At 66.2% G+C, this 26,247-nt stretch carries 23 protein-coding genes and 1 riboswitch; of the genes, 21 read left to right on the top strand and 2 right to left on the bottom strand.

Going from position 1 to position 26,247, the window contains the following annotated elements; genetic code table 11:
• Positions 1–5 precede the first annotated feature (5 nt).
• The 16 genes from DEBA_RS09975 to DEBA_RS09905 all read left to right on the top strand — a co-directional run bounded on the left by DEBA_RS09975 (position 6) and on the right by DEBA_RS09905 (position 17,428).
• Positions 6–437, top strand: coding sequence for a PaaI family thioesterase (locus DEBA_RS09975; protein WP_013258803.1), 432 nt, complete (start codon positions 6–8; stop codon positions 435–437).
• Between the two features lie 85 nt (positions 438–522).
• A complete protein-coding gene (locus tag DEBA_RS09970) occupies positions 523–2,415 on the top strand; it encodes a CHASE4 domain-containing protein (protein ID WP_043814232.1) in 1,893 nt (630 codons plus the stop codon).
• Positions 2,412–4,955 carry a hybrid sensor histidine kinase/response regulator gene (locus tag DEBA_RS17085; protein ID WP_013258801.1) on the top strand — a complete coding sequence of 848 codons (2,544 nt, stop codon included), beginning with the start codon at positions 2,412–2,414 and terminating at the stop codon, positions 4,953–4,955. Before DEBA_RS09970 ends, DEBA_RS17085 begins: the two co-directional genes overlap by 4 nt.
• A 26-nt stretch (positions 4,956–4,981) precedes the next feature.
• The gene (locus DEBA_RS09960; RefSeq protein ID WP_013258800.1) at positions 4,982–6,364 is read left to right on the top strand and encodes a sigma-54-dependent transcriptional regulator; all 1,383 of its coding nucleotides are present in this window, start codon (positions 4,982–4,984) and stop codon (positions 6,362–6,364) included.
• Between the two features lie 235 nt (positions 6,365–6,599).
• Entirely contained in the window at positions 6,600–6,773 is a 174-nt protein-coding gene (locus tag DEBA_RS18135; protein WP_013258799.1) for a Flp family type IVb pilin, read from the top strand.
• A gap of 23 nt (positions 6,774–6,796) precedes the next feature.
• Entirely contained in the window at positions 6,797–7,357 is a 561-nt protein-coding gene (locus DEBA_RS09955) for a prepilin peptidase (protein ID WP_013258798.1), read from the top strand.
• Positions 7,354–7,770, top strand: coding sequence for a TadE/TadG family type IV pilus assembly protein (locus tag DEBA_RS09950; RefSeq protein WP_013258797.1), 417 nt, complete (start codon positions 7,354–7,356; stop codon positions 7,768–7,770). The genes DEBA_RS09955 and DEBA_RS09950 overlap by 4 nt, the downstream gene beginning before the upstream one ends.
• A gap of 10 nt (positions 7,771–7,780) precedes the next feature.
• The gene (gene cpaB / locus DEBA_RS09945; RefSeq protein WP_013258796.1) at positions 7,781–8,620 is read left to right on the top strand and encodes a Flp pilus assembly protein CpaB; all 840 of its coding nucleotides are present in this window, start codon (positions 7,781–7,783) and stop codon (positions 8,618–8,620) included.
• The gene (locus tag DEBA_RS09940) at positions 8,617–10,017 is read left to right on the top strand and encodes a type II and III secretion system protein family protein (protein WP_013258795.1); all 1,401 of its coding nucleotides are present in this window, start codon (positions 8,617–8,619) and stop codon (positions 10,015–10,017) included. Before cpaB ends, DEBA_RS09940 begins: the two co-directional genes overlap by 4 nt.
• A gap of 1 nt (position 10,018) precedes the next feature.
• The gene (locus DEBA_RS09935; protein WP_043814229.1) at positions 10,019–11,029 is read left to right on the top strand and encodes a pilus assembly protein TadG-related protein; all 1,011 of its coding nucleotides are present in this window, start codon (positions 10,019–10,021) and stop codon (positions 11,027–11,029) included.
• A 10-nt stretch (positions 11,030–11,039) separates the two neighbouring features.
• Positions 11,040–12,185 carry an AAA family ATPase gene (locus DEBA_RS09930; protein ID WP_013258793.1) on the top strand — a complete coding sequence of 382 codons (1,146 nt, stop codon included), beginning with the start codon at positions 11,040–11,042 and terminating at the stop codon, positions 12,183–12,185.
• A complete protein-coding gene (locus tag DEBA_RS09925) occupies positions 12,182–13,552 on the top strand; it encodes a CpaF family protein (protein WP_013258792.1) in 1,371 nt (456 codons plus the stop codon). Before DEBA_RS09930 ends, DEBA_RS09925 begins: the two co-directional genes overlap by 4 nt.
• Positions 13,549–14,517, top strand: a complete 969-nt coding sequence (locus DEBA_RS09920) for a type II secretion system F family protein (RefSeq protein WP_013258791.1) — start codon at positions 13,549–13,551, stop codon at positions 14,515–14,517. The genes DEBA_RS09925 and DEBA_RS09920 overlap by 4 nt, the downstream gene beginning before the upstream one ends.
• A 3-nt stretch (positions 14,518–14,520) precedes the next feature.
• Positions 14,521–15,438, top strand: a complete 918-nt coding sequence (locus DEBA_RS09915; protein ID WP_013258790.1) for a type II secretion system F family protein — start codon at positions 14,521–14,523, stop codon at positions 15,436–15,438.
• Positions 15,438–16,325 (top strand): HDOD domain-containing protein, encoded by an 888-nt coding sequence (locus DEBA_RS09910; RefSeq protein ID WP_013258789.1) that lies wholly within the window; start codon positions 15,438–15,440, stop codon positions 16,323–16,325. Before DEBA_RS09915 ends, DEBA_RS09910 begins: the two co-directional genes overlap by 1 nt.
• A 44-nt stretch (positions 16,326–16,369) precedes the next feature.
• Positions 16,370–17,428 carry a tetratricopeptide repeat protein gene (locus DEBA_RS09905; protein WP_187288536.1) on the top strand — a complete coding sequence of 353 codons (1,059 nt, stop codon included), beginning with the start codon at positions 16,370–16,372 and terminating at the stop codon, positions 17,426–17,428.
• Between the two features lie 44 nt (positions 17,429–17,472).
• On the opposite strand, the gene DEBA_RS09900 is transcribed toward DEBA_RS09905, so the two are convergent.
• Positions 17,473–18,255, bottom strand: coding sequence for a sulfide-dependent adenosine diphosphate thiazole synthase (locus tag DEBA_RS09900; protein ID WP_013258787.1), 783 nt, complete (start codon positions 18,253–18,255; stop codon positions 17,473–17,475).
• Between the two features lie 94 nt (positions 18,256–18,349).
• Positions 18,350–18,458, bottom strand: a riboswitch (TPP riboswitch).
• 172 nt (positions 18,459–18,630) lie between these two features.
• Between DEBA_RS09900 and DEBA_RS09895 the strand changes: the two genes are divergently transcribed.
• From DEBA_RS09895 to glyS, 4 genes are all read left to right on the top strand, one after another.
• Positions 18,631–19,017, top strand: a complete 387-nt coding sequence (locus DEBA_RS09895; protein WP_013258786.1) for a PilZ domain-containing protein — start codon at positions 18,631–18,633, stop codon at positions 19,015–19,017.
• Between the two features lie 140 nt (positions 19,018–19,157).
• On the top strand, positions 19,158–20,351 hold the full coding sequence (locus DEBA_RS09890) for a pyridoxal phosphate-dependent aminotransferase (protein ID WP_013258785.1): 1,194 nt from the start codon (positions 19,158–19,160) through the stop codon (positions 20,349–20,351).
• A 182-nt stretch (positions 20,352–20,533) separates the two neighbouring features.
• A complete protein-coding gene (gene glyQ / locus DEBA_RS09885; protein WP_013258784.1) occupies positions 20,534–21,412 on the top strand; it encodes a glycine--tRNA ligase subunit alpha in 879 nt (292 codons plus the stop codon).
• Positions 21,412–23,499: a glycine--tRNA ligase subunit beta gene (glyS, locus tag DEBA_RS09880; RefSeq protein ID WP_013258783.1), complete on the top strand. Its 2,088-nt coding sequence runs from the start codon at positions 21,412–21,414 to the stop codon at positions 23,497–23,499. The genes glyQ and glyS overlap by 1 nt, the downstream gene beginning before the upstream one ends.
• An 84-nt stretch (positions 23,500–23,583) precedes the next feature.
• Here the strand turns inward: glyS and DEBA_RS09875 are convergent, their stop codons facing one another.
• On the bottom strand, positions 23,584–24,552 hold the full coding sequence (locus tag DEBA_RS09875; RefSeq protein WP_013258782.1) for a YbgA family protein: 969 nt from the start codon (positions 24,550–24,552) through the stop codon (positions 23,584–23,586).
• Between the two features lie 112 nt (positions 24,553–24,664).
• On the opposite strand from DEBA_RS09875, the gene DEBA_RS09870 reads away from it, so the two are divergent.
• Complete coding sequence (locus DEBA_RS09870; protein ID WP_013258781.1) at positions 24,665–26,143, top strand: cryptochrome/DNA photolyase family protein; 1,479 nt, start codon at positions 24,665–24,667, stop codon at positions 26,141–26,143.
• Positions 26,144–26,247: the final 104 nt, after the last annotated feature.

Here is a 26,247-nt window from a genome sequence, read left to right as displayed (position 1 = left end):
AAGTGATGGGCATGAACGGCATGGACATGTTGCGGGCGGTGGAGGATGGCCAGCTCAAGCCGCCGCCGATTTTCGCGCTGATGGGCATCACCATGAGCCGCTGCGGCGACGGCTGGGCCGAGTTGGAGCTGGAGGTCGGCGGCCGACATCACAACTCCATGGGCATGGCCCACGGCGGGGTCGTGGCCACCTTGGGCGACGCGGTGATGGGCACGGCGCTGATCACCACCCTGCGCGAGGGCGAACTGTTCACCACGCTGGAATTGCACACCAATTACATTCGCCCGGCCAGGGACGGCAAACTCTCGGCCAAGGGCCAGGTGGTGCGTCGCGGCCGCTCCACGGCCTATTGCGAGGCCGAGATCAAGGACGCCCAGGGCCGGCTGGTGGCCAAACTGAGCAGCGCCTGCCTGATCCAGCAGGGCCAATGGTCGTGAACACGACTTATTTGCGTTGCCAATTACAATTTTGTAATTAAAATTGAAAGAGTTTTCACGCCGGATTAACGCAATCGCAAGGGACGTGGGCAACGGCTTGTCGCTGCGCCTGAAGATCATTTTGATTCTGGTGGCGGTGTTCGCGGTCTACGCGGCCATTGACGTGGCGGTTTTGCGTCTGGCCATTCTGCCCGAGTTCGAGGCGCTGGAACTGCGCGAGGCCATCGACGACATGGAGCGCGTGGAGTCGGTGCTGAGGCGCGAGGAAAGCCAGTTGGCGGCCTTTTGCATGGACTGGTCTTTCTGGGACGACTCCTACGCCTTCGTCGCCGACCGCAACAGCCAGTTCATCGCATCCAACATCACCGACTCCACTTTCCTGGACAACAAGCTCAACCTGATATACTACTTGGCCGCCGACGGCGCGGTGGCTTATGGCGCGGCCCATCTGCTGCCGAGCATGCGACCGGCGCGGATCGACGACATCGGCCCGGAAGGCCCGCGCGGCCCTTTGCGCGCCATTTTCCGCCAGCGCCTGGAACAGGGCTTCAGCGGCCTGTGGCTGAGCGGCCACGGCCCGATCATGCTCACTTTTCAGCCCATCCTGACCAGCAAAAAACAAGGCCCCGTGCGGGGCATGGTGGTCATGGGCCGTTTTTTGAACAAAGACATGCTGGCCGCCCTGGCCGAGCAGACCAAGGTGCGCGCGCGCTTCTGGCCCCTGGACGGCGTGACGGAAAAAGACAAGCTGATAGCCGGCGATTTGGCCGTGCTGCGCCGCGACGGCGGCAAACTGACCCGCCGTCTGGCCGACGGCTCCATAGAGGTGCTTTCGCTGCTGGCTGGCTTGGACGGGCGGCCGGTCTTGCTGGCCCGCACGGTCAACAAACGGGGCATCATCGAGCAGGGCGCGGCGGCGGTGGGTTACGCCCTGGCATCGACGCTGGCCGCCGTGGTGATCATGCTGGCGCTGCTGCTGGTGTTGCTCAACCGCACGGTGGTCTCGCCCCTGGCCCGCCTGACGGCCCACATGGTCGATCTGGGCCAGACCGACGATCTGAGCAAGCGCTTGCGCCTCAAGCGCGACGACGAATTGGGGGCCATGGCCAACGAGTTCGACCGCTTGGCCCAGCGTTTGCTGGAAGCGCGCCAGAGCCTGGTCGAGAAGTCATATGTCTCCGGCCAGGCCGACATGACCGCCGGCGTGTTGCACAACGTGGGCAACGCCCTGGCCCCGTTGCTCTTTGGCCTGAACCAGAGCCTGGACGGCTTGCGGGCCATGCCTTTGGGCAACATGGCCAGGGCGGCGGGTCAATTGGCCGAAGATGGCCTGGAGCCGGCGCGGCGCGGCCAGTTGCTGGAATATCTGAGCTTGGCCCAAGACGATGTGCGACAATGCGTGGCGGCGCTGGAGGCCGATTTGCAGACGGTCTTGGCCGGGGTGGGGCGCTTGGAGCGCATATTGAAGGAAGCCACGGACGTGCGCCGCGCCGAGAGGCCTTTGGAGCCGGTCTGGCTCGATCATCTGACCCGCGAGGCCTTTTCCATGGTCGCGCCGGGTCTGCAAAGCCGGTTCGCCTTGCGGCTTGGCCCCGGGCTGGAGCGGGTTGGGGCCATCCGCGCCCATCGCATGCCACTGTTGCAGATCATGGGCAATCTGCTGACCAACGCGGCCGAGGCCATCGCGCGTGGCGGCGCGACCGGTACGGTGACGGTGGACGCGGACAGGGAAGAGCACGAGCGCGGCCCGTTGGTCCACCTGCGCGTCAGCGACGACGGCGCGGGCATCGCCGCCGATCAACTGGATTTGATTTTTCAACGCGGCTTCAGCGGCAAGGGCGCGGGGGGCTCGGGCCTGGGCCTGCATTGGAGCGCCAACGCCGCGATGTCCCTGGGCGGTCGGCTTTACGCCCACAGCGAGGGCCCTGGCCAGGGCGCGACTTTTCATCTGTTGTTGCCGGCGGGAGAAAGCTCATGAACGATAGCGCCGAGAAAGCCGTCCGCGTTTTGGTGGTCGATGACGAGCCGGCGATCCTGGCGGCTTTTGGCGAGGTGCTGCGCCCCAAAACCGCCTCCGCCGAGGGCGCGGCCCAGCGCATGCGCGACCTGGAGCGGACGCTGTTTGGCGACGGCGAAAGCGAGACTGGCCCGTTGGTGGAGCTGACGGCGCTGAACCAGGCCGAGCCAGCGGTGGAGGCCGTGGCCCAGGCCGTGGCCCAGGGTCGGCCGTTCGCGGTGGCTTTTGTCGATGTGCGCATGCCGCCGGGGCCCGACGGCGTCTGGGCGGTCAAGGAGATGCGCGCCCGCGATCAGGCCCTGGAGATCGTGGTCATGACCGCCTACTCCGACGTGCCGCCCGGCCGTATCGCCCAGATGGCCCCGCCGCCGTCCAAGTTGCTCTATATGCAAAAGCCCTTTCACGCCCACGAACTGCGCCAGTTGGTGGCCTCGCTGTCCGACAAGTGGCGCTCCCAGCGCGAACTGGAGCGGACGCAACGCGAGTTGGAGCGCCGCGTCGAAGAGCGCACGGCTCAACTGGCCCAGGCCAACGCCAGCTTGCGGGAGGAAATCGAACGCCGCAGGGCCAACCAGGCCGAGTTGGCCCGCTCGGAGCAAAATCTGCGTCTGATCCTGGACTGCCTGCCGGTTGGCCTGATGATCACCGACAGCGCGGGCAAGGTGTTGCGGGTCAACGCGGCCGCCCTGAAGCTGAGCGGCCATGCCCACGAAAACGACCTGCTGGGCCGCCACTGCCGCGAGATCATTGCCGAGCACGAGCAAAGTCCGTGGCCGCCTTCGGCCGAACCAGGGCCGTCGCAACCGTGCGAGTCAACGCTGATGCGCCTTTCGGGCGAGGGCCTGCCGGTGCTGGTCAGCGCCATCGCCCTGAAGCTCGATGGCCAGGACGTTCTGCTACAGGCCATCGCCGATCTGTCCGAGCGCAAAAACTGGGAACGCGCCCTCAACGAAAGCGAGGCCCGCTACCGCCAGTTGGTCGAATTCGCGCCGGCGGGCATCTACGAATTCGACTTTTCGGCCTCACGGTTTCTGAGCGTCAACGAGGTCATGCTCGAATACACCGGTTACGACCGTGACGAATTCCTGGCCCTTCGCCCCGAAAAGCTGCTGACGCCCGAGAGTCTCAGGGATTATCTGGGACAGCAGAAACAACTGCTGGCCGGCGACATCTCCAGCCAGACCAACGAGTATCAGTTTTACACCAAGTCCGGCCGCACCATGTGGGCCCTGGTCAACGCCAACTTTGTTTTTGATGGCCAGGGGCGCCTGGTGGGGCGGGTGGTGGCCAACGACATCACCGCGCGCAAGCAGGCCGAGCAAGACAAGGTTCTCATGGAAAGCCGCATCCGCCAGGCGCAAAAGATGGAGGCCCTGGGCAGCCTGGCCGGTGGCGTGGCCCATGACTTCAACAACATCCTCAACGCCGTCATCGGTTTCACCGAGTTGACCTTGCGCGAGCTGGGCGAACAGGAGACGCCCAAGGCCTATCTGAAGCACGTCTTGCAGGCCGGCCGGCGGGCCAGTGAGCTGGTGCGCCAGATCCTCACCTTCAGCCGCGGCGGCGAGCCCGAGAAAAAGCCCATCCACGTCGCCATCGTCGTCAAGGAGGTGCTCAAACTCCTGCGCGCCTCGTTGCCGGCCGGCATCGAGATAAAGCAGAACATCCAGAACGCCGACGAACTGGTCTTGGCCGATCCCAGCCAGATTCATCAGGTGATGATGAACCTGTGCGCCAACGCCGCCCAGGCCATGGGCGAAAGCGGCCTGTTGACGGTGGAGCTGCGCAAGGTCACCCTCGGTCGGCCGTTGGAACTGGACATGGCCAGCCTGCCGCCGGGGCCCTACGTGCAGCTTGTCGTGGCCGACAACGGCCCTGGCGTCGAGCCGGCCCACATCGGGCGCATTTTCGAGCCTTACTTCAGCACGAAAAGCGCCTCCGGCGGCACCGGTTTGGGCCTGGCCGTGGTTCATGGCATCGTCAAGGGGCTTGACGGGGCCATCGACGTGAAGAGCGCGCCCGGCGCGGGGTGCCAGTTCAGGGTGTTTCTGCCCATTCCCGGCCTGGCCGCCGACGACGACCAGGAAACGCCCAATCATTTGCCCATGGGCCACGAGACGATCCTTTTGGTCGACGACGAACCGGAGCTGGTCCGCCTGGGCCTGGGCGTGCTGGAGGTGTTGGGCTATCGTGTGGAGAGCGCCACCGACCCCGAGGAGGCCCTGCGCATGTTTTTGGCGGAACCGGCCCGTTACGACCTGCTGCTCACCGACCAGACCATGCCCAAGATGACCGGCCTGGAGCTGATCGAGCGCGTCAGGGCCAGGCGCGGCGGCCTGCCGGTGGTGTTGTGCACCGGCTATGGCGAGCAAGTGGCGCGCATCCTGGCCCAGCGCGGCGAAAACGTGCGTCTGGCCCAAAAACCCGTGTTGATGGCCGAACTGGCCCAGGCCGTGCGTCTGGCCCTGGACGAAACAGGGCCGGAGCGCCGCGAACAGTGAATCATCCGTGGAGATAGGCGTCGAGAGTGGGCCCTAAGAATTGCATCCTGGTGGTGGAGGACGACCGGCAATCGCGCATCATGGTGCGCCAGGCCCTGGCCCTGGACGGCCACGAGGTGATCGAGGCGGCCGACGGCGATAGCGCCATGGCTTTGTTGCGGCGGCAGGGCTTTCAACTGGTGCTGACCGATCTGCGCCTGCCCGGGGCCGGCGGCCTGGAGATTCTGGGCTATATCACCGAAAACATGCCCGGCACGCCGGTGATCGTCATGAGCGGCTTTGGCAGCATCGATCTGGCCGTGGAGGCCATGCGTCGCGGCGCTTACGATTTTCAGGAAAAGCCCCTCAACACCGACCACCTGCGCATGACCGTCGACCGGGCCCTGCACAAGGCGGCCCTGTCCCACGCCTACGACTATCTGCGCCGTGAACAGCCCTACATCTACAAATTCGACCAGATCGTGGCCGAAAGCGCGGTAATGAAAGACCTGCTGCGCCAGGCGGCCAAGCTGGCCGGCTCGGACATCACCGTGCTTTTGACCGGCGAGACCGGCACCGGCAAGAGCCTCATCGCCGGCGGCATCCACGCCAACAGCCCCCGGGCCGAGCACACCCTCGTCACCGTCAACTGCGCGGCCCTGCCCGAGACGCTTTTGGAAAGCGAACTGTTCGGCCACGAAAAGGGCGCTTTCACCGGGGCCGACAAGGCCCGCGTCGGGCGCATCCAGCAGGCCCACGGCGGCACGCTGTTTCTGGACGAAGTAGGCGACATGTCGCCGGTGATCCAGGCCAAGCTGCTGCGCGCCCTGGAGGACAAGATCATCCAGCCCCTGGGCAGCTCCCGCTCGATCAAGGTCGACGTGCGGGTGATCTCGGCCACCAACGTCGACTTGGTCCAGGCCGTGGCCGACGGCCGCTTCCGCGAGGACTTGTTTTATCGCCTGGGCGTGACGACCTTGGAAGCGCCGCCCCTGCGCCAGCGTCGCGAGGACATTCTGCCCCTGGCCGAGCGCTTCATCCACCAGATCTGTGGCGATTCCAAGCGCCCGCACAAAGAGCTGGACCAAGGCGCGGCCGACGCCCTGCTGGCCCACAACTGGCCCGGCAACGTGCGCGAACTGCGCAACGCCCTGGAGCGGGCCGTGTTGCTTTCCGAAGGGCCCAAGCTGACGCGCCGCGATCTAAACCTGGGCTCGCACGGCAACCGCCTGGGCGATTCGCCCGGCGCGTCGCGCGGCTTCGACCTGGAAAAGCTCGAACGCGAAACCATCGTCGCCGCCCTGCGGGCCGCCGGCTGGGTCCAGGCCCGGGCGGCCGAGCTGCTGGGCATCTCGCCCCGCGCGCTCAATTACAAGCTGCAAAAGCTGGCCATCAGCCATCCCGAGTTGGACGCCCGTCGTCGCCGCTGAAAAGCGGGCATTACGATTTTGTATTACGAAGTCGTAATAAGGCCGTTTTCGTAATTCACTTTCTTTGTTGCGCCGCCAAGTAAAACTTCCGTATATTCAAAGTAATAGCAAGATATTTGTTTTTGGCACGCCCCTTGCTCTAAGTCATGGCAAGCGCTGGCGGCGGCAAGAGCCCAAAAAAAACGGCACGCCCGCCACGGACGCGAAAAAGCAAACCAAGACAAGGGGTGAAAAAATGAAGCTTTTCCAGAATATCAAGCGGCTGTTCAAGGACGAGCAAGGCATCAGCGCGGTGGAGTACGCCCTGTTGCTGGCGCTCATCGGCGGCGGCATCGCCACGGCGGCCTTCCTGCTGGGCGATCAGGTCGAGACCAACATCACCACCGCCACCGGCAACCTGAGTCAATAACGACCTAACGCGCGGCGGGCGACATGAATTCCTGGCGGACAATGGAGAGGCAAGGGGCGGCCGCCATGGTGGCCAGGGAGCTGGAAGGAGCCTATTGGGGTCTCCTTCCAGCATTTTTATGCTGGCCGTTGTTGGCCATGCAGACCTCCCTGGGCCCCGCGCCGGCGACGATGACGCTGATGGCCAGCCTGATGGCCGGTCATGACGTGGTCGATCGCCGCATCCCCAACGCCCTGACGGCGTTGACGGCGGTGGTGGGCCTGGCCTTGTCGGGGTTGCTGGGCGGCTGGGCCGGGCTGGGCTGGTCGGCGCTGGGCGGGCTGCTGGTCCTGGGCCTGACGACGGTGTTTTTTCTGATGGGCGCGCTGGGCGGCGGCGACGTCAAGGCCTTGGCCGCGCTGGCCACGTTTGTCGGGCCGGCCTCGGCGGCGTGGCTTTTGCTGCTGACGGCCTTGGCCGGCGGGGCCCTGGCCCTGGGCCTGCTGATCGCCGGGCGGCGCTGGCCGGCCAGCTTCGCGCCGACAATGCCCTATGGCCTGGCCATCTGGTGCGGGGTGGTGTTGCTGTGGGCGGTGCGGCCATGAGGCCTTTTCGCCGACTGGCGGCCGACGGACGCGGCTCGGTGGCCGTGGAGTTCGCCCTGTTTCTGCCGGTGTTTCTGCTGGTGATCTTCAGCATCATCGAACTTGGCGCGGCCTGGTATCAAAAGCAGATGCTGGTCAACGCCAGCCGCGAGGGCGCGCGCCTGGGCGCGCTGTTTTCCACCAGCGGCGGCCTGACGGCCCAAGAGGTGCAAGAGCGCGTCAATCAATATCTCAGCGACAGTGGTTTCCCCAGCCAGGCCGTGGTCCAGGCCGTGGGCGTGGACGGCGCGTCCGGCGATCCGGTCACGGTCAATGTCTCGGCCGACTATGAGTTTCCCGTATTGAGCGCTTTTATCGGCGCCGTGCCAGGCACGATCAGCCTTTCGGCGACAACGGTGATGCGTCACGAATAGGGGAGGGGCCATGCCGCCACGCAAACTCATGGCGCCGCTTTTGTTCGCCGCGGCGGTGCTCTTGGCCGTGGCGGCCGCCTTTGGGGCCAAATATTACGTCGCCCACAAGGCCCAGCAGGAGGCCGAGCGCCGCGTGCGCACGGCCCCGCTGGTGGTGGCCGCCGTGGATCTGCCCGCCGGCCTCGAACTGAGCGCCGGACGACTGGCCGTGGCCCAGTGGCCCGTGGAGGCCCGGCCGCCGGGGCATTTCGGCGCGGTCAAGCCGCTGTTGGGCCGGGTGCTGCAACAGCCCGTGGTCAAGGGCGAGCCCTTGCTGGCCGGCAAGCTTTCGCCCGAAGGCGCGGCCGCCGGTCTGGCCGCGGCGATCAAGCCGGGCTGGCGGGCGGTGACCATCAGCGCCGACGAGGTGGTGGGCGTGGCCGGCTATCTCAAGGTCGGCGACCGGGTCGACGTCATCGCCACGGTCAAGGGCCTCGACCAGGGCAAGGAGGCCGTGGCGCGCCTGGCGCTACAAGACCTGGAGGTGTTGGCTGTCAGCCACCAGGCCGAGCAAGACGGCAAAAAGCCGCCCAAGCTCAAGGGCCAGGTGCTGACCCTGCTGGCCCGGCCGGCCGACGCCGAACGCCTGGCCCTGGCCGCCGGCGAGGGCAAGATCCTTTTGGCCCTGCGCAACCGCCAGGATCGCCAGCCGGCCCTGACCCGGGGCGCGCGGCTGGGGGCCATGGTCGCGCCGCCGCCAGCGCCCGCGGCCAAGGCCGAAAAATGCGCCGCGCCGAGGCCGTCGCCGCCAGCGCCGACGGTGGAGTTGATCAAGGGCGTGACCCGCGCCAGGCAGGAGCTGAAGCCATGAGCGGATTTTGCAGATTGGCCGTGGCCGCGCTGATCGTGGCCTTTGCCGTGGCCACCCCCGCGTCGGCCCGGGCGGAGGCCCGGACCGGCCGCCTGGAGGTGGCGGCGGGCCATTCGCGGTTGGTGGACCTGCCCGCGCCGCTCAAGCGCGTCAGCGTGGCCGACGAGACCGTGGCCGACGTCTTGGTGATCAACCCCCGCCAGATCTACGTCAACGGCCGCAAGCCCGGCAACACCAACATCACCGTCTGGGACCGCGCCGAGCGGGTGATCGCCGCCTACGCCGTGGGGGTCGGCCGCGATTACACCCGGCTCAAGGCGGCCTTTGCCCGCGTTTTGCCCGGCGAGGCCATCGAGGTGCACGAGTTGGAGGGCGCGCTGGTCCTGGCCGGTTCGGTCTCCAGCGAGTCGGCGCGTGAAAAGGCCGAAAGCATCGCCAGACTTTTCGAAAAAGAGCGCGTCAGCAATCTGCTGGAGGTGGTCGATCAAAAGCAGGTGCTGCTCAAGCTGCGCTTCGCCGAGGTCAACCGCCAGGCCGCCAAGCGCATGAACGTCAACCTGGGTTATTGGGATCCGGCCCGGCCGGGCAACATCTTTTTCACCTTTTTGGACAACATGACCGGCCCGCCCAGCATCGACTACTCCAAGGGCTCGATAGAATTCGATCTTTCGGCCAATGTCGGCGCCTGGGGCGGGCTCAACGACTCGGGCCGGCAATACATGGCCTTTTTGGACATCCTCAAGCAAAACGGCCTGGCCAAGATTCTGGCCGAGCCAAACCTGGTCTGCGTCTCGGGCAAAAAGGCCAATTTCCTGGCCGGCGGCGAGTTTCCCATCCCCGTGCCGGGCCGCGACTACACGGCCATCGTTTTCAAAAAATATGGTGTGCAGCTTACGTTTTTGCCCAAGGTGCTGCCCAACGGCAAGATCAGCCTGGAGGTGGAGCCCGAGGTCAGCGAGCTTGATTATTCGCCGGGCGTGGTCACTGACGGCTTCGTGGTGCCGGGCCTGACCACGCGGCGGGCCTCGACGCAATTGGAGCTCGGCGACGGCCAGGGCTTCGCCATTGCCGGGCTGCTTAAGCAGGACGTGACCAGGAGCGTGAGCAAGTGGCCGTTCTTGGGCGATCTGCCCATTTTGGGCGCGCTTTTTCGCAGCAGCCAATATCGCAACCGCGAGACGGAGTTGTTGATCGTCGTCACCCCACACATCGTGCGGCCCGGCGACAAGACGCCCGATCCCCTGATCGGCCCTCGCGATTTCGACGACCCCGACGACATGGATTTTTATCTGTGGGGCAAGACCGGCGGCGACGACGAGCCGCCCGGCCGGGCCGGCGCGAAGGCCGAGCGCTCCATGGAGATGGAAGGCAGGTTCGGTCATGAGGTGGCGTTTTAGGTTGGGACGCTTTTGGCGCGACGACCGGGCCGCCGTGGCCGTGGTGGCCGCGTTGGCCTTGATGGCGATGGTTGCGCTGGTGGGCGCGGCGGTGGATCTGGGCGTCGTCTACGCCGGCAAGGCCGAGCTGCAAAACGCCGCCGACGCGGCGGCCACCGCCGGCGCGGCCGAACTGCTCAGCGACCCCGACGGCGACGGCGTGGCCCAGACCGATTACGACGGCGCGCGGCAGTCGGCCATCGACTTTGTCGAATCCAACCAACTGCTGACCACGCCCCTGGTCTGGAACGAAGAGGGCGATCTGGTCGAGGCCGGCCAATGGAGCTTCGATTCGAACGATTTTGCCCAGACCGGCCCCAGCGCCGATCCGGCCGATTTGGACGCCGTGCGGGTCGCCATCAGCCGGCCGGTGCAGACGTTCTTCGCCCGGGCGGTGGGCCTGGGCCAGGTCATGGTCGGCGCGGTGTCGGTGGGCTATCTGGGCTGCGCCGGCGACGGCGGCCAGGCCGATCTGCCGCTGGCCATCAACGCGGCCGTGCTCGACGGCCTGGGCCCGGACAGCGATATCGTCCTCAACAGCGAAAACGCCGAAAACGGTCAGTGGACCTCGTTTGACGTCTGGCCCACCAACACCAACAGCATCGGCAATTTTTTGGATAATCCCGAGCAGATTCCCCGGCTGAACATCGGCGACTCCATCTACATGAATAACGGCGAGATAGCCAATCTTTTCGGCAGGTTGGAGACGCTTTTCAACCAAAGCAAGGACGCCGCCGGCCAGTGGCCGGTCTTGCTGCCGGTGGTGCAATGGACTTCGCCACAAAACCAAGGCGTGCTGGTGGGTTTTGTGCATTTCGTGATCACCGAGGTGCGCGGCCCGGGCGGCCCGGCTTCGGAGTCCAAGCGGATCATCGGTTATTGGGAAAACGACGCGGCCATGGTCGCCCCGGGGGCGCGGAGCGGCGGGGCGTGCTACGGCGCGCGGGCCAGCCGGGCCGCGCTCGTCGAATAGGAGAACCAACGTGGACAGCGCACCTTCGCGGTTGCTGGCGCTGCATTTTGACAAGCGCATGGGCGAGCTGATCGACAAGTTGGCCGCGGGCGCGCCCTTTGTCCAGCTTGTCGGCAACGTGGCGTCGGTGCAGGATCTCGAGCGCATCGCCGCCATGGCCCGGCCCGATGTGATCTTGCTGGAACATCCGCCAGAGGGCGATGGCTTCGCGGCCGTGGTTCAACGCATCCAACTTTTGCTTCCGCTGACGCCGCTGATCTGCCTGGCCGCCGAGAAAAATCCCGACCAGATCATGGCCGCGCTACGCCTGGGCCTGCGCGAATATCTGGTGGATGAGCGCCGGCTGGGCGACTCCTTCAAGGAGGCCATGTTTCGTTTGCGCGCCGCCGGCCAAAACCTGGGCCCCGACGCCAAGGGCCGCATCATCGGCGTGATGGGGGCCAAGGGCGGGGTGGGCGTCAGTCATCTGGCCATCAACCTGGCCTGGGCCATCAGCCAGGAGCAGGGCCTGCGCGTGGCGTTGGTGGATCTGGACCTGTTCGGCGGCAACGAGGCCTTCATGCTCGACCAGGAGGTCAAACGCAATTTCAGCGACGCGGCGGCCATGCAAGAGCGCCTGGACGCGGCGGCCATGGAGGGCCTGTTGCACGAGGTGGCCCCGGGCCTGCGCCTGCTGGCCGCCCCAGACGACCCGGCCGACGCCGAGATGATCAACGCCGAGCACGTGTCGTCGGTTCTGGACGTGCTGGCCCGTGGTTACGCGGTGGTGGTGGTCGACCTTGGCGACAGCCTGGCCGAGACCACGCTGACGGCCCTGGACCAGGCCGAGATGGCGCTTTTGCTGCTGGAGCCTTCGTTGGTGGGCCTCAAGTCGGCGGCGCGCGTGTGCTGGCTGAGCCGCCGCCTGGGTCATGGCGACGGCAAGTTGCGCCCGGTGGTCAACCGCCACGACGCCAGGCGGGCCATCGCCGGCCGCGAGATCGAGGCCGTCTTGAATCGCAAGGTCTTGGCCTGGCTGCCCAACGAACACGACGTCATCACCCAGGCGGCCAACGCCGGCCAGCCGGCCCTCAGTCTGCGGCCCAAGGCCAAGTGGTGCAAGGCCGTTGCGTTCTTGGCCCGCCAACTGCTGGAAAGCCCCGGAGAAAAGCCATGAGTCTGCGCCAACGATTGGGCAAGGGCCCCGGCGGGCAAACGCCCGCTTCTTGCCAACAGCCAGAGGATGACGCCCGACAGGCGGCCTTTCAGGAGCTCAAGGGCCGCATGCACTACAAGGTCATCGACAAGGTCGACCTGGCCCAGATCTCCCAGGCCGCCGATGGCTCGATGGACAAAGAACTGGAAGGAGCCATTGCCCAGGTGCTGGAAGGCGAAAGCGTCCAACTGGCCCCCGACGAGCGCGCGCGCTTGATCATCGAGATCAAGGACGAGGTGATGGGCCTGGGCCCCCTGGAGCCGTTGCTGGCCGATGAAAGCGTCAGCGAGATCATGTGCAACGGCTATAACCGTGTCTATGTCGAGCGCTGCGGCCGGCTGACCAAGGCCACGGCCCGTTTCCGTGATGACGCCCATTTGCTCAAAATCATCGACAAGATAGCCACCAAAGTCGGCCGGCGCATCGACGAATCGTCGCCCATGGTCGACGCCCGCCTGGCCGACGGCAGCCGCGTCAACGCCATCATCCCGCCCCTGGCCCTGGACGGCCCGTCCCTGACCATCCGCAAGTTTGCCAAAGATCCGCTCACCGTGGCCGACCTGATCCGCTATGGCAGCATCACCCCCGAGCTGGCCCAGGTCATCAAGGGCGTGGTCACGGCCCGTTTGAACGTCGTCATCAGCGGCGGCACAGGCTCGGGCAAGACCACGTTGCTCAACGTCTTTTCGTCGTTTATCCCCTTTGGCGAACGCATCGTCACCATCGAGGACTCGGCCGAGTTGCAACTGCAACAGGAGCACGTGGTGCGCCTGGAGACCAGGCCGCCCAACATCGAGGGCGTGGGCCAGGTGACCATGCGCGATCTGGTGCGCAACTGCCTGCGCATGCGGCCCGATCGCATCGTCGTCGGCGAGTGTCGCGGCGGCGAGGCCCTGGACATGATGCAGGCCATGAGCACCGGCCACGACGGCAGCCTGACCACCATCCACGCCAACAGCCCCCGCGACTGCGTCAGCCGCATGGAGACGCTGGTCTCCATGGGCGGACTCGACATCAGCGAACGGGCCATCCGCCGCCAGATCGCCAGCGCCGTGGAGGTCATCGTGCAGGTGGCCCGGCTTTCCGATGGTTCGCGCAAGGTGATCAGCTTCAGCGAGATCACGGGCATGGAGGGCGATATGGTCACGATGCAGGAGATCTTCAAGTTCCAGCAGAGCGGCGTTGACGAAAAAGGCAAGGTCATCGGCCACTTCGGCCCGACAGGCATCCGGCCGTCCTTCAGCGAGAAGCTCAAATCCCACGGCGTGGACCTGGACAGCGGCCTGTTCGGCGGCGAACGGCGTCTGGGATTGGGGGCCAACCTATGAGCTGGTTGATCGGCGCGGCGGTTTTTTTCAGCGTCATTTGCCTGGCCTTGGGCCTGCGCTATCTGCTCTCGCCGGCCGGCGAGGCGCCGAGCCAGGCCGCGCGGCGTCGGCTGCGGCGTCTGGGCGCGGAAAACACCCCGCCCGACAGCCAGTTGGAGGCCTTGCTGCGGGTGACGTCCTATTCCGAGATCAGCTTTCTGGACCGCCTGATCGCTCGCGCGCCGCGTTTGTTGCGCCTGCAAGACTTGCTGGATAAGGCCGGCAACCCCATAAATCTGGGCACGCTGGTCTTGCTCTGCGGCGTGTTGGCCGTGGCTGGCGCGCTGCTGGGCCTGGGCCTGGCGCTGGGCTACCTGTCGTTGGGGCTGGCCCTGGGCCTGGGCTATCTGCCGCTGATGGCGGTGAGCAAGATCAAGGCCAAACGCCTGAGCGTCTTCGAAAGCCAGTTTCCCGAGGCCGTGGAGCTGGTGGGCCGGGCTTTGCGCGCCGGGCACAGTTTCAGCGCGGGCCTGCGCATGGTCGGCGAGGAGTTGGGCGAGCCGGTGGCCAGCGAGTTCAACAAGACCTTCGAGGATTATTCCTTTGGCAAGACCATGGAAGAGGCCCTGACGGGGCTGGTGCGGCGGGTCGAACTGGAGGACGTCAAGTTTTTCGCCAGCGCGGTCAGCCTTCAGCGGGAGACCGGCGGCAATCTCACCGAGATCCTCGACAACATCGCCTACATCATCCGCGAGCGCTTTCGTCTGCAACGCACCGTGCGGGCCCTTTCGGCCGAGGGCCGGCTTTCGGGCTGGATCCTCTCGCTGATGCCGCCGGCCTTGTTCGCCATGCTCTATTGGTCCACGCCAGAATACATCAACATGGCCCTGGGCAACCCCATCGGCCAGACCATTTTGCTGAGCGGCGCATGCCTGGAGGTGCTGGGCATCGTGGTCATAAAGCAAATTATCAAGATGCGGGTATAAGGCATGGATAATTTATTCATAATTTCCATATCGGGCGCCACGGGCCTGGCCGTGCTGCTGGCCTTTTGGGCCTGCCGAACCCTGGGCGGCGGCCCGGATCCGGCCCGCCGGCGGCTGGACGAGCTGTTGGCGCGAAACGCGCCGCCCAGACCCGCGCCCGCCATCAAAAAGCGCCTGCTGGGCGCGGTCAAGGCCCTGGCCCCCAAGTCAGAGCGCGGCCAGGGCTGGGAAAAGAGCAAGCTGCGCCAAGACCTGCTCACCGCGGGTTTTCGTTCGGTCGAGGCGCTCAATGTATTCACCGGCGTTCGCTTGGCCGCCGCGTTCTTGCTGCCGGCGATCGTCTTTGCCCTGGGCGTGCTGATCCAGGCCAAGCGGCCGGCCATGGTCATCTCGACGCTCATCGCCGCGGCGCTGGGGTATCTCGGGCCGGGCTACGTGCTGGAAAAGCTGGCCCTGCGGCGTAGCGCGCTGATTGCCCGGCAAATGCCCTCCATGCTCGATCTGCTGGTCATCGCCGTGGAGTCGGGCCTGGGCCTGGACGCGGCGGTGCAGCGGGTCTCGCGCGATCTGGCCGCCTCCAGCCCGGTTTTGGCCCACGAACTGGCCATCTTTTCGCTGGAGCTGAAGCTGGGCGCGGCCCGTGGCGACGCCCTGCGCAATCTGGCCAAACGCTGCGGCGTCGACGAGATGGCCGGGCTGGTGGCCATGCTGATCCAGGCTGATCGCTTTGGCGTGAGCATCGGCCGCTCGATCCGCGTCTTTGCCGATGACCTGCGCACCAAGCGCCGGCAAAAGCTGGAGGAGCAGGCGGCCAAGATTCCGCTCAAGCTGCTGTTTCCAGTGCTGTTTTTAATTTTTCCGGCGATCATGGCCGTGATGGCCGGGCCGGCGGTGATCAACATTGTGGAGAAGATGTTCTGATGTCTCTGGATGACCACCGGCGAGCCGTGGCTCACGACTATCTGCTCGAGGCCTTGGGCTGCGCGCCGGACCAGTTGCCGACCCTGCCCGACGTGGCCATCCGCGTGGCCCAACTGGCTGGCGGCGATGAGCATTCGGCGGCCAACCTGGCCCGCGAGGTGGGCCGCGATCAGTCGTTGGCCGGCAAGGTGTTGGCCGCGGCCAACTCGCCGCTGCACGGCTGCCGGGGCCGGGTGGACGATTTGAGCCGGGCGGTGGTCATTCTGGGCTTTGATCAACTGCGCGCGCTGGCCCTGGGCCTCGCCGCCTTCGAGGCCGCCGGCGTGGCTCGACCCATGCGTCGACGCATGCGGCGCTTGGATCTGTGGGCCCACGCCCGGCGCGCGGCCGTGCTCTGCGAGGCGTTGGCCCGTCACGAACTGGGCCTGGGCCCCGGCTACTACGCCCATGGCCTGCTGCACGATATCGGCAAGGTGGCCCTGGACGCCCATCGACCGGCCGATTACGAAAAAGCCATGGACCTGGCCGGCCGCCACGGCCTGCCCGCCCTGTTGGCCGAGCGCATGACCATGGGCCTGGATCACGCCCAGGTCGGCCAGGCCCTGTTGAGCTATTGGGATTTTCCGCCGGCGATGACCCGCGCCGTGGGCCTGCACCACCAGCCGTGGACCGACGACGGCGACGGCGTGGCCGCTGGCGTGGTGTTTCTGGCCGATCTGCTGGCCGGCGCGGAAAACGGCCCCGGCCTGCCGCGCCGGCTGGAATTGACCCCGCCAGCCGCCGAGTTCGTGGCCGGCATGGGTTGGGTGGTCAACGAAATCACTCTGGAGCGCCTGGACGATCGTCTGCGCGCCCTGGGCGAGGAACTCGATCCGCTGGCCGGCTGAGGCGGCGGCGCGCGAAAAAAGCGGGGTGGGCGATGGGACGATGGATGGCTGGATTGGCCTTGATGTTGGTGGTCTTGGCGGCGCTTTTTTGCGCCGGCTGCGGCGGCGGCGCGGCCGCCGGCCTGCGTGGGGTGGATCAAGCGGAGGCCGAGGAAATGCGGGCCCGCGAAGAAGCCGCCGGCCGCGACGAGCTTCAGGCCAAGGCCGATCGGGCCATGGAGGCCGATCCCACGGCCCTGGAGGCCCACGGCGATCAATTGGCCGCCAGTGGCGAGGCCATGGCCGCCTTGTTTCAATACAACCGCGCCCTGGCCAAGGCCCCGGCCGATCAGGCCGCCCGTCTGCGTGGCAAGACGGCCCTGCTGCATCTGCGCGGCGGCGGCTACGCCCAGGCCGAGCGCATCTACGCCGCGTTGATCCAGGCCGACGAGGGCGACGCCCAGGCCTGGCAAGGCCTTGGCCTGGCCCTGTTGGCCCAGGATAGGCCCGGCGAGGCCCAAAAGGCCCTGGAGCGGGCCGTCGGCCTGGACGCCGCCCTGTGGAAGGCGCGCAACGGCCTGGGCGTGGCCCTCAACCGCCAGGGCCGGGCCGCAGAGGCCATGGCCCACTTCGAGGCGGCCATCCGGCTGCAACCGGGCCAGGCCGCGCCCCACAACAACCTGGGCCTGGCCTTGATGGCCCAGGGCCGGCTGGATCAGGCTCAGCGGGCCTTCACGCGGGCCATGCGCCTGGCCCCCGCCGACGATAAGCCGCGCAACAACCTGGCCCTGGTTTATTTCCGCCAGGGGCGGGCCGATCAGGCGCTGGCGCTGTTGGAGGCCACCATGGGCCCGGCCAAGGCCCGTCATGACCTGGGCTGCCTGCTGGCCGGCCAGGGCCAGTATCGCCAGGCCGCCGACATGTTCCGCCAGGCCCTGGAAATATCGCCGACCTATTACGCCCTGGCCGCCCGCCATCTGGACCAGGTGCGCCAACGCGCCGACCTGGGGCCGGGGTTCGAAGACGACGTGGGCATGGCCAGGCCGCAAGGCGCCTTGGTCGATCAGGTCGGCCAAACGCCGCCGGCCGATGACGCGGCCGAGGGCGCGGTGGATGGGCGCTGAAAACGCCGGGCGCTAGCGTTCGCGCCCGGCGTTTGGCCAAAAAACTAGCCTTCCTCGCTCAGCCGGCGGTGGACCTCCTGGGCCGCTTTTTCGCCGGAAAGCAGCATCCCGCCGAACACCGGGCCCATGCGGTAGGAGCCGAACACGGCGTTGGCGCACATGCCGGCGGTGTAGACGCCGGGGAAGGCCTCGCGGGTGTTGCCCAGGGTGTTGGTCTCGGCCACGTCGGCCCACAGTGAGCGCTCGCCCATGACCCGGCCGTTTTCGGTCAGCAGCCGGGCGTCGACCTTGCGGCTGATGACGCCCAGCACCTCGGCGGCGTGGCCGGTGGCGTCGATGACCCACTTGGCGCGGATGGTCAGCGGGTCCACGTGCAGCCCGCCCATCTCCACGGCGCTCCAGTTGATCACCAGGCCCGTCACCCGGCTGTCGCGGACCATCACGTCCTCCACCGAGACCAGGTTGAACACCGTCAGCCCGGCCAGGCAGGCCTTGGAGGCCAGGGTGGTGGAGCACAAAACGCTGTCGGCGGTGTGATAGCCCGGCTGGAACTCCTTGGAAGGCACGCCGAACTCGTCAAGGATGCGCTTGGCTTGTTCCTGCACCACGATCTCGTTCATCATCATGCCGCCGCCCCACATGCCGCCGCCCAGCGAGAGCTTGCGCTCGAACAGGGCCACCTTGCGCCCGGCCTGGGCCAGTTTGTAGCCGGCCACCAGGCCCGAGGGCCCGCCGCCGACAATGGCCACGTCCAGCTCCAGGTGGTCTTGCAACTTTTGCAGATAGGTGCTGACAATGGCGCGGCTGATGGTGACTTCGTCCAACATTTCGCTTGCCTTTCCGGCCGGCCCCCGAAAAAGCCTTCGGGCCGGCCTCCGTTAGGGAAACCGGCCCGAAAACAGCGTGCTTGGACTACTCGCGCGCTCGGCCAGACTGCTTCCCTACGCTGGAATTACCCAACAGGTTCGAGGGGTCTGCGCCTGTATCGCGCACTCTCAGCCGCATCGCCGCGGCTCCCCCAGCAATCGTTCGGCGGCGTTGTTTGTGAAAAACCACGCCGCATCATTAAGCATAAACCCGGTGGGCCCGTTGTCAACGGCGGGATGCGGTTTTTGCGGTTGTCGATGTTGATGGCGGTCGGTATGCAGTATAATTAGTCAAACGGAGTGGCCCATGGTCATGACTTGGCGGGAGAAGAGACGATGGTCGAGCAACGCAGAAGGACGCGGGTGGAGTTTCGCACCAAGGCCGACGTGCAGGCGGTGGGCCTGCGCATGCTCGACCTGGAGACCCGCGACCTCAGTCACAAGGGCGTGTTCATCCTGGGCGACCTGCCGCTGAAGGAAGGCCAGGGCTGCATGGTGACGATCTACCTGCCCAGCGACGCCGAGGACGCCCCCGTGCTGAGCCTGGAGGGCAGGGTGGCCAGGGTGGTCAAAGGCGGCGTGGCCATCGATTTCATCTCCATGGACCCCGACACCTACATGCATCTGCGCCACCTGGTGCTGCTCAACGCCGACAACCCCGATCTGGCCGCCGAGGAATTCTGCAAGCCGGCTTTTCCCGACCTGGAAAAGGAAATCAAATAGCTTTCGCCGCCCCATTCTTGACACAAGCGACGACTGCCGGTAAGCATTTACCCCTGATCGGGTTTCGGCCCGCTGTCGATATTTCCATCCCCCCCATTAACGCGGCCTTGGCCGCCCTGATTTTGAGGAGACCCCCAACCATGGAGCTATCTCGACGCGTGACCAGCATCGCGCCATCGCCGACCTTGGCCCTCGACGCCAAGGCCAACCAGATGCGCGCCGAAGGCATCGACGTGATCAACTTCACCGTGGGTCAGCCGGATTTCAACACTCCCGAGCGGATTTGCCAGGCGGCCATCAAGGCCATCAACGACGGCTTCACCCGCTACACTCCGGCGGCCGGCACCCCCGAACTGAAGCAGGCGGTGTGCGGCAAATTCAAACGGGACAACGGCCTTGACTATACTCCCGACCAGGTGATGATCAACGTCGGCGGGAAGCATTCGGGCTATCTGGTGATGCAGGCCCTGCTCAACGAGGGCGACGAGGTCGTCGTGCCCGCGCCTTATTGGGTCAGCTATCCGCCCATGGTCATTTTGGCCGGCGGCACGCCGGTGATCGTGCCCACCCAAGAAAAGAACAAGTTCAAGCTCCAGCTCGCCGAACTGGAAAAGGCCGTCAGCAACAAGACCAAGGCCATTTTCCTCAATTCGCCCAGCAATCCCACCGGCGCGGCCTACAGCGCCGAGGAGCTGCTGCCCGTGGCCCAGTTCTGCGCCGAGCGGGGCATCCTTATTGTCAGTGACGAGATCTACGAGCCCATGATGTACGACGGGGCCAAGTTCACCGCCACCGCCTCGCTGAGCCCGCTGATCTACCAGAACACCGTGACCCTCAACGGCGTTTCCAAGGCCTACGCCATGACGGGCTGGCGCATCGGCTACATGGGCGGCCCGGTGGATTTGATCAAGGCCTGCAGCAAGATCCAGTCCCAATCCACCAGCAACCCCACTTCCATCGCCCAGAAGGCGGCGGTGGAGGCCTTGAACGGCCCGCAAGACGACGTTAAAGCCATGGTCGAGGTCTTTGCCCGGCGGCGCGATTTGATTTACGATCTGCTAAACCAGATCCCCGGCGTGAGCTGCTTCAAGCCCGAGGGCGCTTTCTACGCCTTCCCCAACTTCGCGGCTTATTATGGCAAAAAGGCCGGCGACAAAGTGATGACCGGCTCGTCGGAGCTTTGCGAGCACCTGCTGGCCACCGCCCACGTGGCCCTGGTGCCCGGCTCGGCCTTTGGCCACGACGAGTGCATCCGCTTCAGTTTCGCCACCAGCGACGAACTGATCAAGGCCGGCGTCGAGCGCGTGGCCACGGCCCTGGCCAAGCTGTCCTGATCGCGCGCCAAAACCAGTCAATCGCCGCCGGGTGGAGTCGCTTCCGCCCGGCGGCTTTTTGTCAGGGCCCTTTGATGCTCGCCCACGGCCCTTGCAACATCGCGCCATGGATGATAGCATCGTTAGTTCCTATACTTGGCAAAAAGCCCTGGCGGGCGCAACCATTCATGGTGGAACGCAAAATGACGTTTCAAGACTTGATCATGGCCCTGCAAGGCTATTGGGCCAAAAAAGGCTGCATCATCGGTCAGTCCTACGACATCGAAGTCGGCGCGGGCACCTTCAACCCTCACACCTTGCTGCGGGTGCTGGGCCCCGAGCCCTGGAAGGCGGCCTACGTGGAGCCTTCGCGGCGGCCCACCGATGGCCGATATGGCGAAAATCCCAACCGCCTGCAACATTATTATCAATATCAGGTCATCCTCAAGCCCTCGCCGCTGAACGTGCAGGAGCTTTACCTCGACTCGTTGCGCGCCTTTGGCGTTGATCCGCTGGATCACGACATCCGCTTTGTCGAGGACGACTGGGAGTCGCCGACCCTGGGCGCCTGGGGCGTGGGCTGGGAGGTCTGGCTCGACGGCATGGAGATCACCCAGTTCACCTATTTCCAGCAGGCCGGCTCCATCGACCTGGACCCGGTGAGCGTGGAGATCACCTACGGCCTGGAGCGCATCGCCATGTACCTGCAAGGCGTGGACAACGTCTACGACCTGGCCTGGACCGAGGGCGTACGCTATGGCGACGTGCACCACAAGGGCGAGTGGGAGCACTCCACCTACAACTTCGAGGTGGCCGACATCGACATGCTCTGGCGTTTGTTCGATTCCTACGAGGCCGAGGCCAAGCGCGTGCTGGCCGCCGGCCTGGTCATGCCGGGCTATGATTATTGCCTGAAGTGTTCGCACGCCTTCAACCTGCTGGAGGCGCGGGGGGCCATCAGCGTCACCCAGCGCACGGCCTACATCGCTCGCATCCGCGATCTGGCCCGGCGGGCGGCCGAGGCCTATGTCAACCAGCGTCAGCAAATGGGGCATCCGCTCCTGAAACGTGAGGTGGCCTGATGGCCGAGCTGCTGTTCGAGATCGGCTGCGAGGAAATGCCGGCCCGTTTCGTGGCCCCGGGCATCGAACAAATGGCCGCCCTTGGCGCCGAGATGCTCGTCCGCGAAGGGCTGTGCGCCAGCCCGGACGCCGCCCAGGTCAAGGCCTTTGGCGCGCCGCGTCGCCTGGCCCTGTGGGCGCGGAACCTGGCCGCGATCCAACCAGACCGCCAGGAGCAAGTGCTGGGCCCGCCCAAGGCCAACGCCTATGACCAAAACGGCGAGCCCACCAAGGCGGCCTTGGGCTTTGCCAAGAGCCAGGGCGTGGAGCTGACCAGCCTCACGTTCATCGACACCGACAAGGGCCCCCGCCTGGGCTACGTCAAGACCATCGCCGGCCGGCCGGCCATGGCCGTTTTGCCCGAGCTGCTGGTCAAGCTCGTCGAATCGCTGCATTTTGCCAAATCCATGCGCTGGGGCTCCGAGAAGTTCCGCTTTGCCCGGCCCATCCATTGGTTCGTGGCCCTGTTCGACGGCCAGGTCGTGCCCCTGGAGATCACCGGCGTCAAGAGCGGCGACCAGACCCGTGGCCACCGCTTCATGGCCCCCCAGGCCATCCAGGTGCGCGGCGGCGAGGATTATCTGACAAAGCTGCGCCAGGCCCATGTGCTGGTCGATCGGCCGGAGCGCATCGAGGCCACCCGCCAACAGGTGGCCCAGGCCGCGGCCCAGGCCGGCGGCCGGCTGTTGGCCGACGAGGCCTTGCTGCTGGAAAACGCCGACCTGGTCGAGCAACCCACGGCCTGTTGGGGCTCGTTCGACAAGCAGTTTTTGGAAGTGCCCCGCGAGGTGGTGATCACGGCCATGCGCGAGCACCAGCGCTATCATTCGCTGGAAGACGACCAGGGCAGGCTCCTGCCGGCCTTCATCGCCGTCAACAACACCACGCCCCGCGATTTGGCCGTGGTGGCCAATGGCCATCAGCGGGTCTTGCGCGCCCGCCTGGCCGACGCCAGGTTTTTTTTGGACGAGGACCGCAAGAGGCCCCTGGCCGACTATCTGGGCGACCTGCAAAACGTGACCTATCACGCCAAGTTGGGCTCCAGTTTCGATAAAGTCCAGCGCGTGATCGACCTGGCCGTCTGGCTGGCCCAGCGCCTGGCTCCGGAACTGGTTGAGCCGACCCGCCGCGCGGCCCAACTGGCCAAGTGCGATCTCGTCACCGGCATGGTCGGCGAATTCCCCAGCCTGCAAGGCGTCATCGGCGCTGAATACGCCCGCCGCGACGGCGAAGACCCCCAGGTGGCCACGGCCATCGCCGAGCACTACCAGCCCGTGGGGGCCGACGCGCCCCTGCCAAAGGGCATGATCGGCGCGCTGGTGGGCCTGGCCGACCGCATCGACACCATCTGCGGGCTGTTCGGCGTGGGCGAGGCCCCCACCGGCGCGGCCGACCCCTACGCCCTGCGCCGGGCGGCCATCGCCGTGCTGCGTTTGCTGATGGAAAAAAACCTGACCATCTCGCTGAGCCAGACCCTGGCCCAGGCCCTGGCCGGCCTGGCGGGCCGTCTGAGCGCCGCGGATCAGACCGTGGCCGACGAGGTGACCAAGTTCTTCGCGGCGCGGCTGGCCGGCCTGATGGCCGAGGCCGGCGCGCCCACCGATGTGGCCCAGGCCGTCCTGGCCGCCGGCCTGGACGATCCCGGCGCGGCCATGGCCCGGGCCAAGGCCCTGGCGGCAGTCAAGGATTCGCCCGATTTCGCGCCGTTGGCCGCGGGCATGAAGCGGGTGATGAACATCCTCAAAAAAGAGGCGGCCCAGGTTCCGAGCCACGCGCCCGACCCGGCGTTGATGACCATCGAGGCCGAGCGCCAGTTGCGCCAGGCCGTCCTGGCCGTGGCCGACGAGGCCCAGGCCCTGTTCGCCAGCGGCGATTACGCCCAATTTTTGCGACGGCTCTCGGAGCTGAAAGGGCCCATCGACGCCTTTTTTGACGGCGTGTTGGTCATGGACAACGACCAGGCCGTGCGCCAAAACCGCTTGGCCCTGCTGGAGAGCGTGGCCCGGCTGTTCCGCGGTCTGGCCGAGTTTACCTATTTACAGCTATAACGCCTGCTTGCGTTCGATCGGCCCCTACGCGCCGATCGGGCTTGCCATCACGGGCGGCCCTGGCCAGATGCGGCCGGGGCCGCCTTAAAAGTCTCGGCCCTTGCCCGAATCGCCCAAGTCCAGCAAATCTTCCGGATAAGGCCGCAGATAGCTCTGACCCGCCAGATAGCTGTTTTGGTGGCGGATGGCCCAGCCGGCCACCAGGGCCTGCAAGACGGCCAGGGGCGCTTTGCCGGCGCGGTATTTGGCCAGCAAATCAAGGAAATGGGCCTTTTCCGGGCCGGTGAGGTCTTTTTTGAACCAGCCCATGGCGTGTTGCAGGGCGTTTTGGTGATTGGCCCGGCTGGCTTGGCGAGCCAGGGCCTGTTGCAAGACGTTGGCGTATTGCGCGGTGAGCGTCGGCCAGTCGGCGTCGCGGCCGGCGGCGACCACGCGGCCCAGGGCGCGCATGGCCTGTTGGTTGTAGGCCATCAGCAGCAGCTTGTTGGCGGCCTGAAACTCGACCAGGGCCGACAAACGCTCCGAGGCGGCCACTTGGCCAAAGGCGGCCAGGGTGAACAACTTGGTCAGAAAATGTTCGCGCAGGGTGAAGTTGCGCAGGCGGCCTTCGGTCTCGATGGCGGCGCGGGGGTGGGTTTGCTGGGCCATCAGGCCGAAAAAATCGCCGCCCTGGCGCGATGACGCGCCTTTTTGCGGCCCGGCGTAGATGCGCACGCCGTGGGGCCCGCACGAGGGCGAGCGGTCTTTTAACAAAAAGCCGTCCACCGCCGTCAGCCCGGCCAGATGATTTTGGCAAAACTCGACCATGGCCCGGGTGTGATCCAACCCCGTGGCCGGCTGCAACAGTCGCGGGCCCGAGCCGTCGTCGACCACGCGCAGCGGCGCTCGCGGCGCGCCCAGGCCGATGGCCATCTCCGGGCAGACCGGCAGAAAATCCACGTGAGCGGCCAGCCGCCGCACGAAGGGGTCGTCGATGGCCGCGCCGTTCCACCGACAGGCCGTGCTTCCCAGGCATTGGCTGAGCGCCACTTTGGGCCGGGCGAATTGTCGCATGGCTTTGCTCCCGCCATGATTGGGCAGTCATGGCCTATAATAATTAATAATATATGGTTGGCCCGCTGACCGGGCCATGTCAACGGCCCGTGCGTCCGAGGGGAGAATATTCGTGCAGCCCGTCCCGACGATCAGAATCCGGCCGCTCAACCAACGGCCGCTCGACCCGGCCGGCGATTACGTGCTCTATTGGATGTGCGCCCAGCGCCGGACGGGCTGGAACTTCGGCCTGCAACGGGCGGCCTGGCTGGCCGGCGAGTTGAAGCGGCCGCTGGTGATTCTGGAGGCCCTGCGCCTGGATTATCCCCACGCCTCGGAGCGGCTGCATTGCTTTATCCTGCAAGGCATGGCCGCCAACGCCGCCGCCCTGGCCGGCCGTGGGGCGCTTTATTACCCCTACGTGGAGCCGGCGCGCGGGGCGGGCAAGGGTCTTTTGGCCGCCCTGGCCCAGCGGGCCTGCGCGGTGGTGGCCGACGACTACCCGACGTTTTTCATCCCGGCCATGTTGGCCGCCGCCGCCGCCCAATGCGCCGCGCGCCTGGAGGCGGTGGATTCCTGCGGCCTGCTGCCCCTGGCCGCCAGCGATCACGCATTTCCCACGGCCCACGCCTTCAGGCGTTTTTTGCAAAAAAACCTGCCCGAACACCTGGCCCAGCCGCCCGTGGCCGATCCGCTGGCTGGTCTCCCCGCGCCGCCGCCGATCCTGCCCCGCTGGATCATCGAGCGCTGGCCGCCGGCCTGGTCGGCGGATTTGGCCCGACCCCAGGCCTTGATCGCCGGCCTGGCCATCGATCACGCCGTGGGGCCGGTTGTCGGCCGCGTCGGCGGGGCGGCGGCGGCTGGCGCGACGTTGGCGCGCTTTTTGGGCCGGGGCCTGGCGCTCTACGACCAACTGCGCAATCAGCCGGCCGAGGACGTCGGCAGCGGGCTTTCACCGTATCTGCACTTTGGCCACATCGCCGCGCACCAGGTTTTCGCGGCCCTGGCGGATGTCGAGGGTTGGTCGCCTCAACGCGTGGGCGGGCCGGCCAAGGGCGCGCGCCAGGGCTGGTGGGGCCTGAGCCCGACGGCCGAGGCCTTTGCCGACCAGTTCATCACCTGGCGCGAGCTGGGCTATAACTTCTGCCATCACCGGCCGGGCCAGGAAGGCAAGCTGGAGTCCCTGCCCGATTGGGCCGGCCAGACCCTGGCCGCCCACGCCGCCGACCCCCGGCCATACGTCTACGACCTGGAGCGCCTGGAAACGGCCCGGACCCATGGCGCGATCTGGAACGCGGCGCAGAACCAGCTACGCCAGGAAGGGCGCATCCATAATTATCTGCGCATGCTCTGGGGCAAAAAGATCCTGCATTGGACCGAGACGCCGGCCCAGGCCCTGGCGATCATGGTTCATCTCAACGACCGCTGGGCCCTGGACGGCCGCGACCCAAACTCCCACAGCGGCATAATGTGGTGTCTGGGCCGCTACGACCGCCCCTGGGGGCCGGAGCGGCCGGTCTTTGGCAAGGTGCGCTACATGAGCATGGCCAACACCGCCCGCAAGCTGCGTCTGGGGCCCTATCTGGCCCGCTGGTCGCCCGCCACGCCTTGAAGTTTTGTCAGCCGACAGCGTTTGTCACACAAGATATTGTTGCAATTTTGCCAGCCACTACTTAATATGGGGCCACGTTAAGGGCCGCTCCAGGCCCGAGGGCC

Source organism: Desulfarculus baarsii DSM 2075, from assembly GCF_000143965.1.
Classification (GTDB): Bacteria; Desulfobacterota; Desulfarculia; order Desulfarculales; family Desulfarculaceae; genus Desulfarculus; species Desulfarculus baarsii.
The sequence above is the reverse complement of the archived record's forward strand: the minus strand, read 5'-3'. Positions and strand labels throughout refer to the sequence as shown.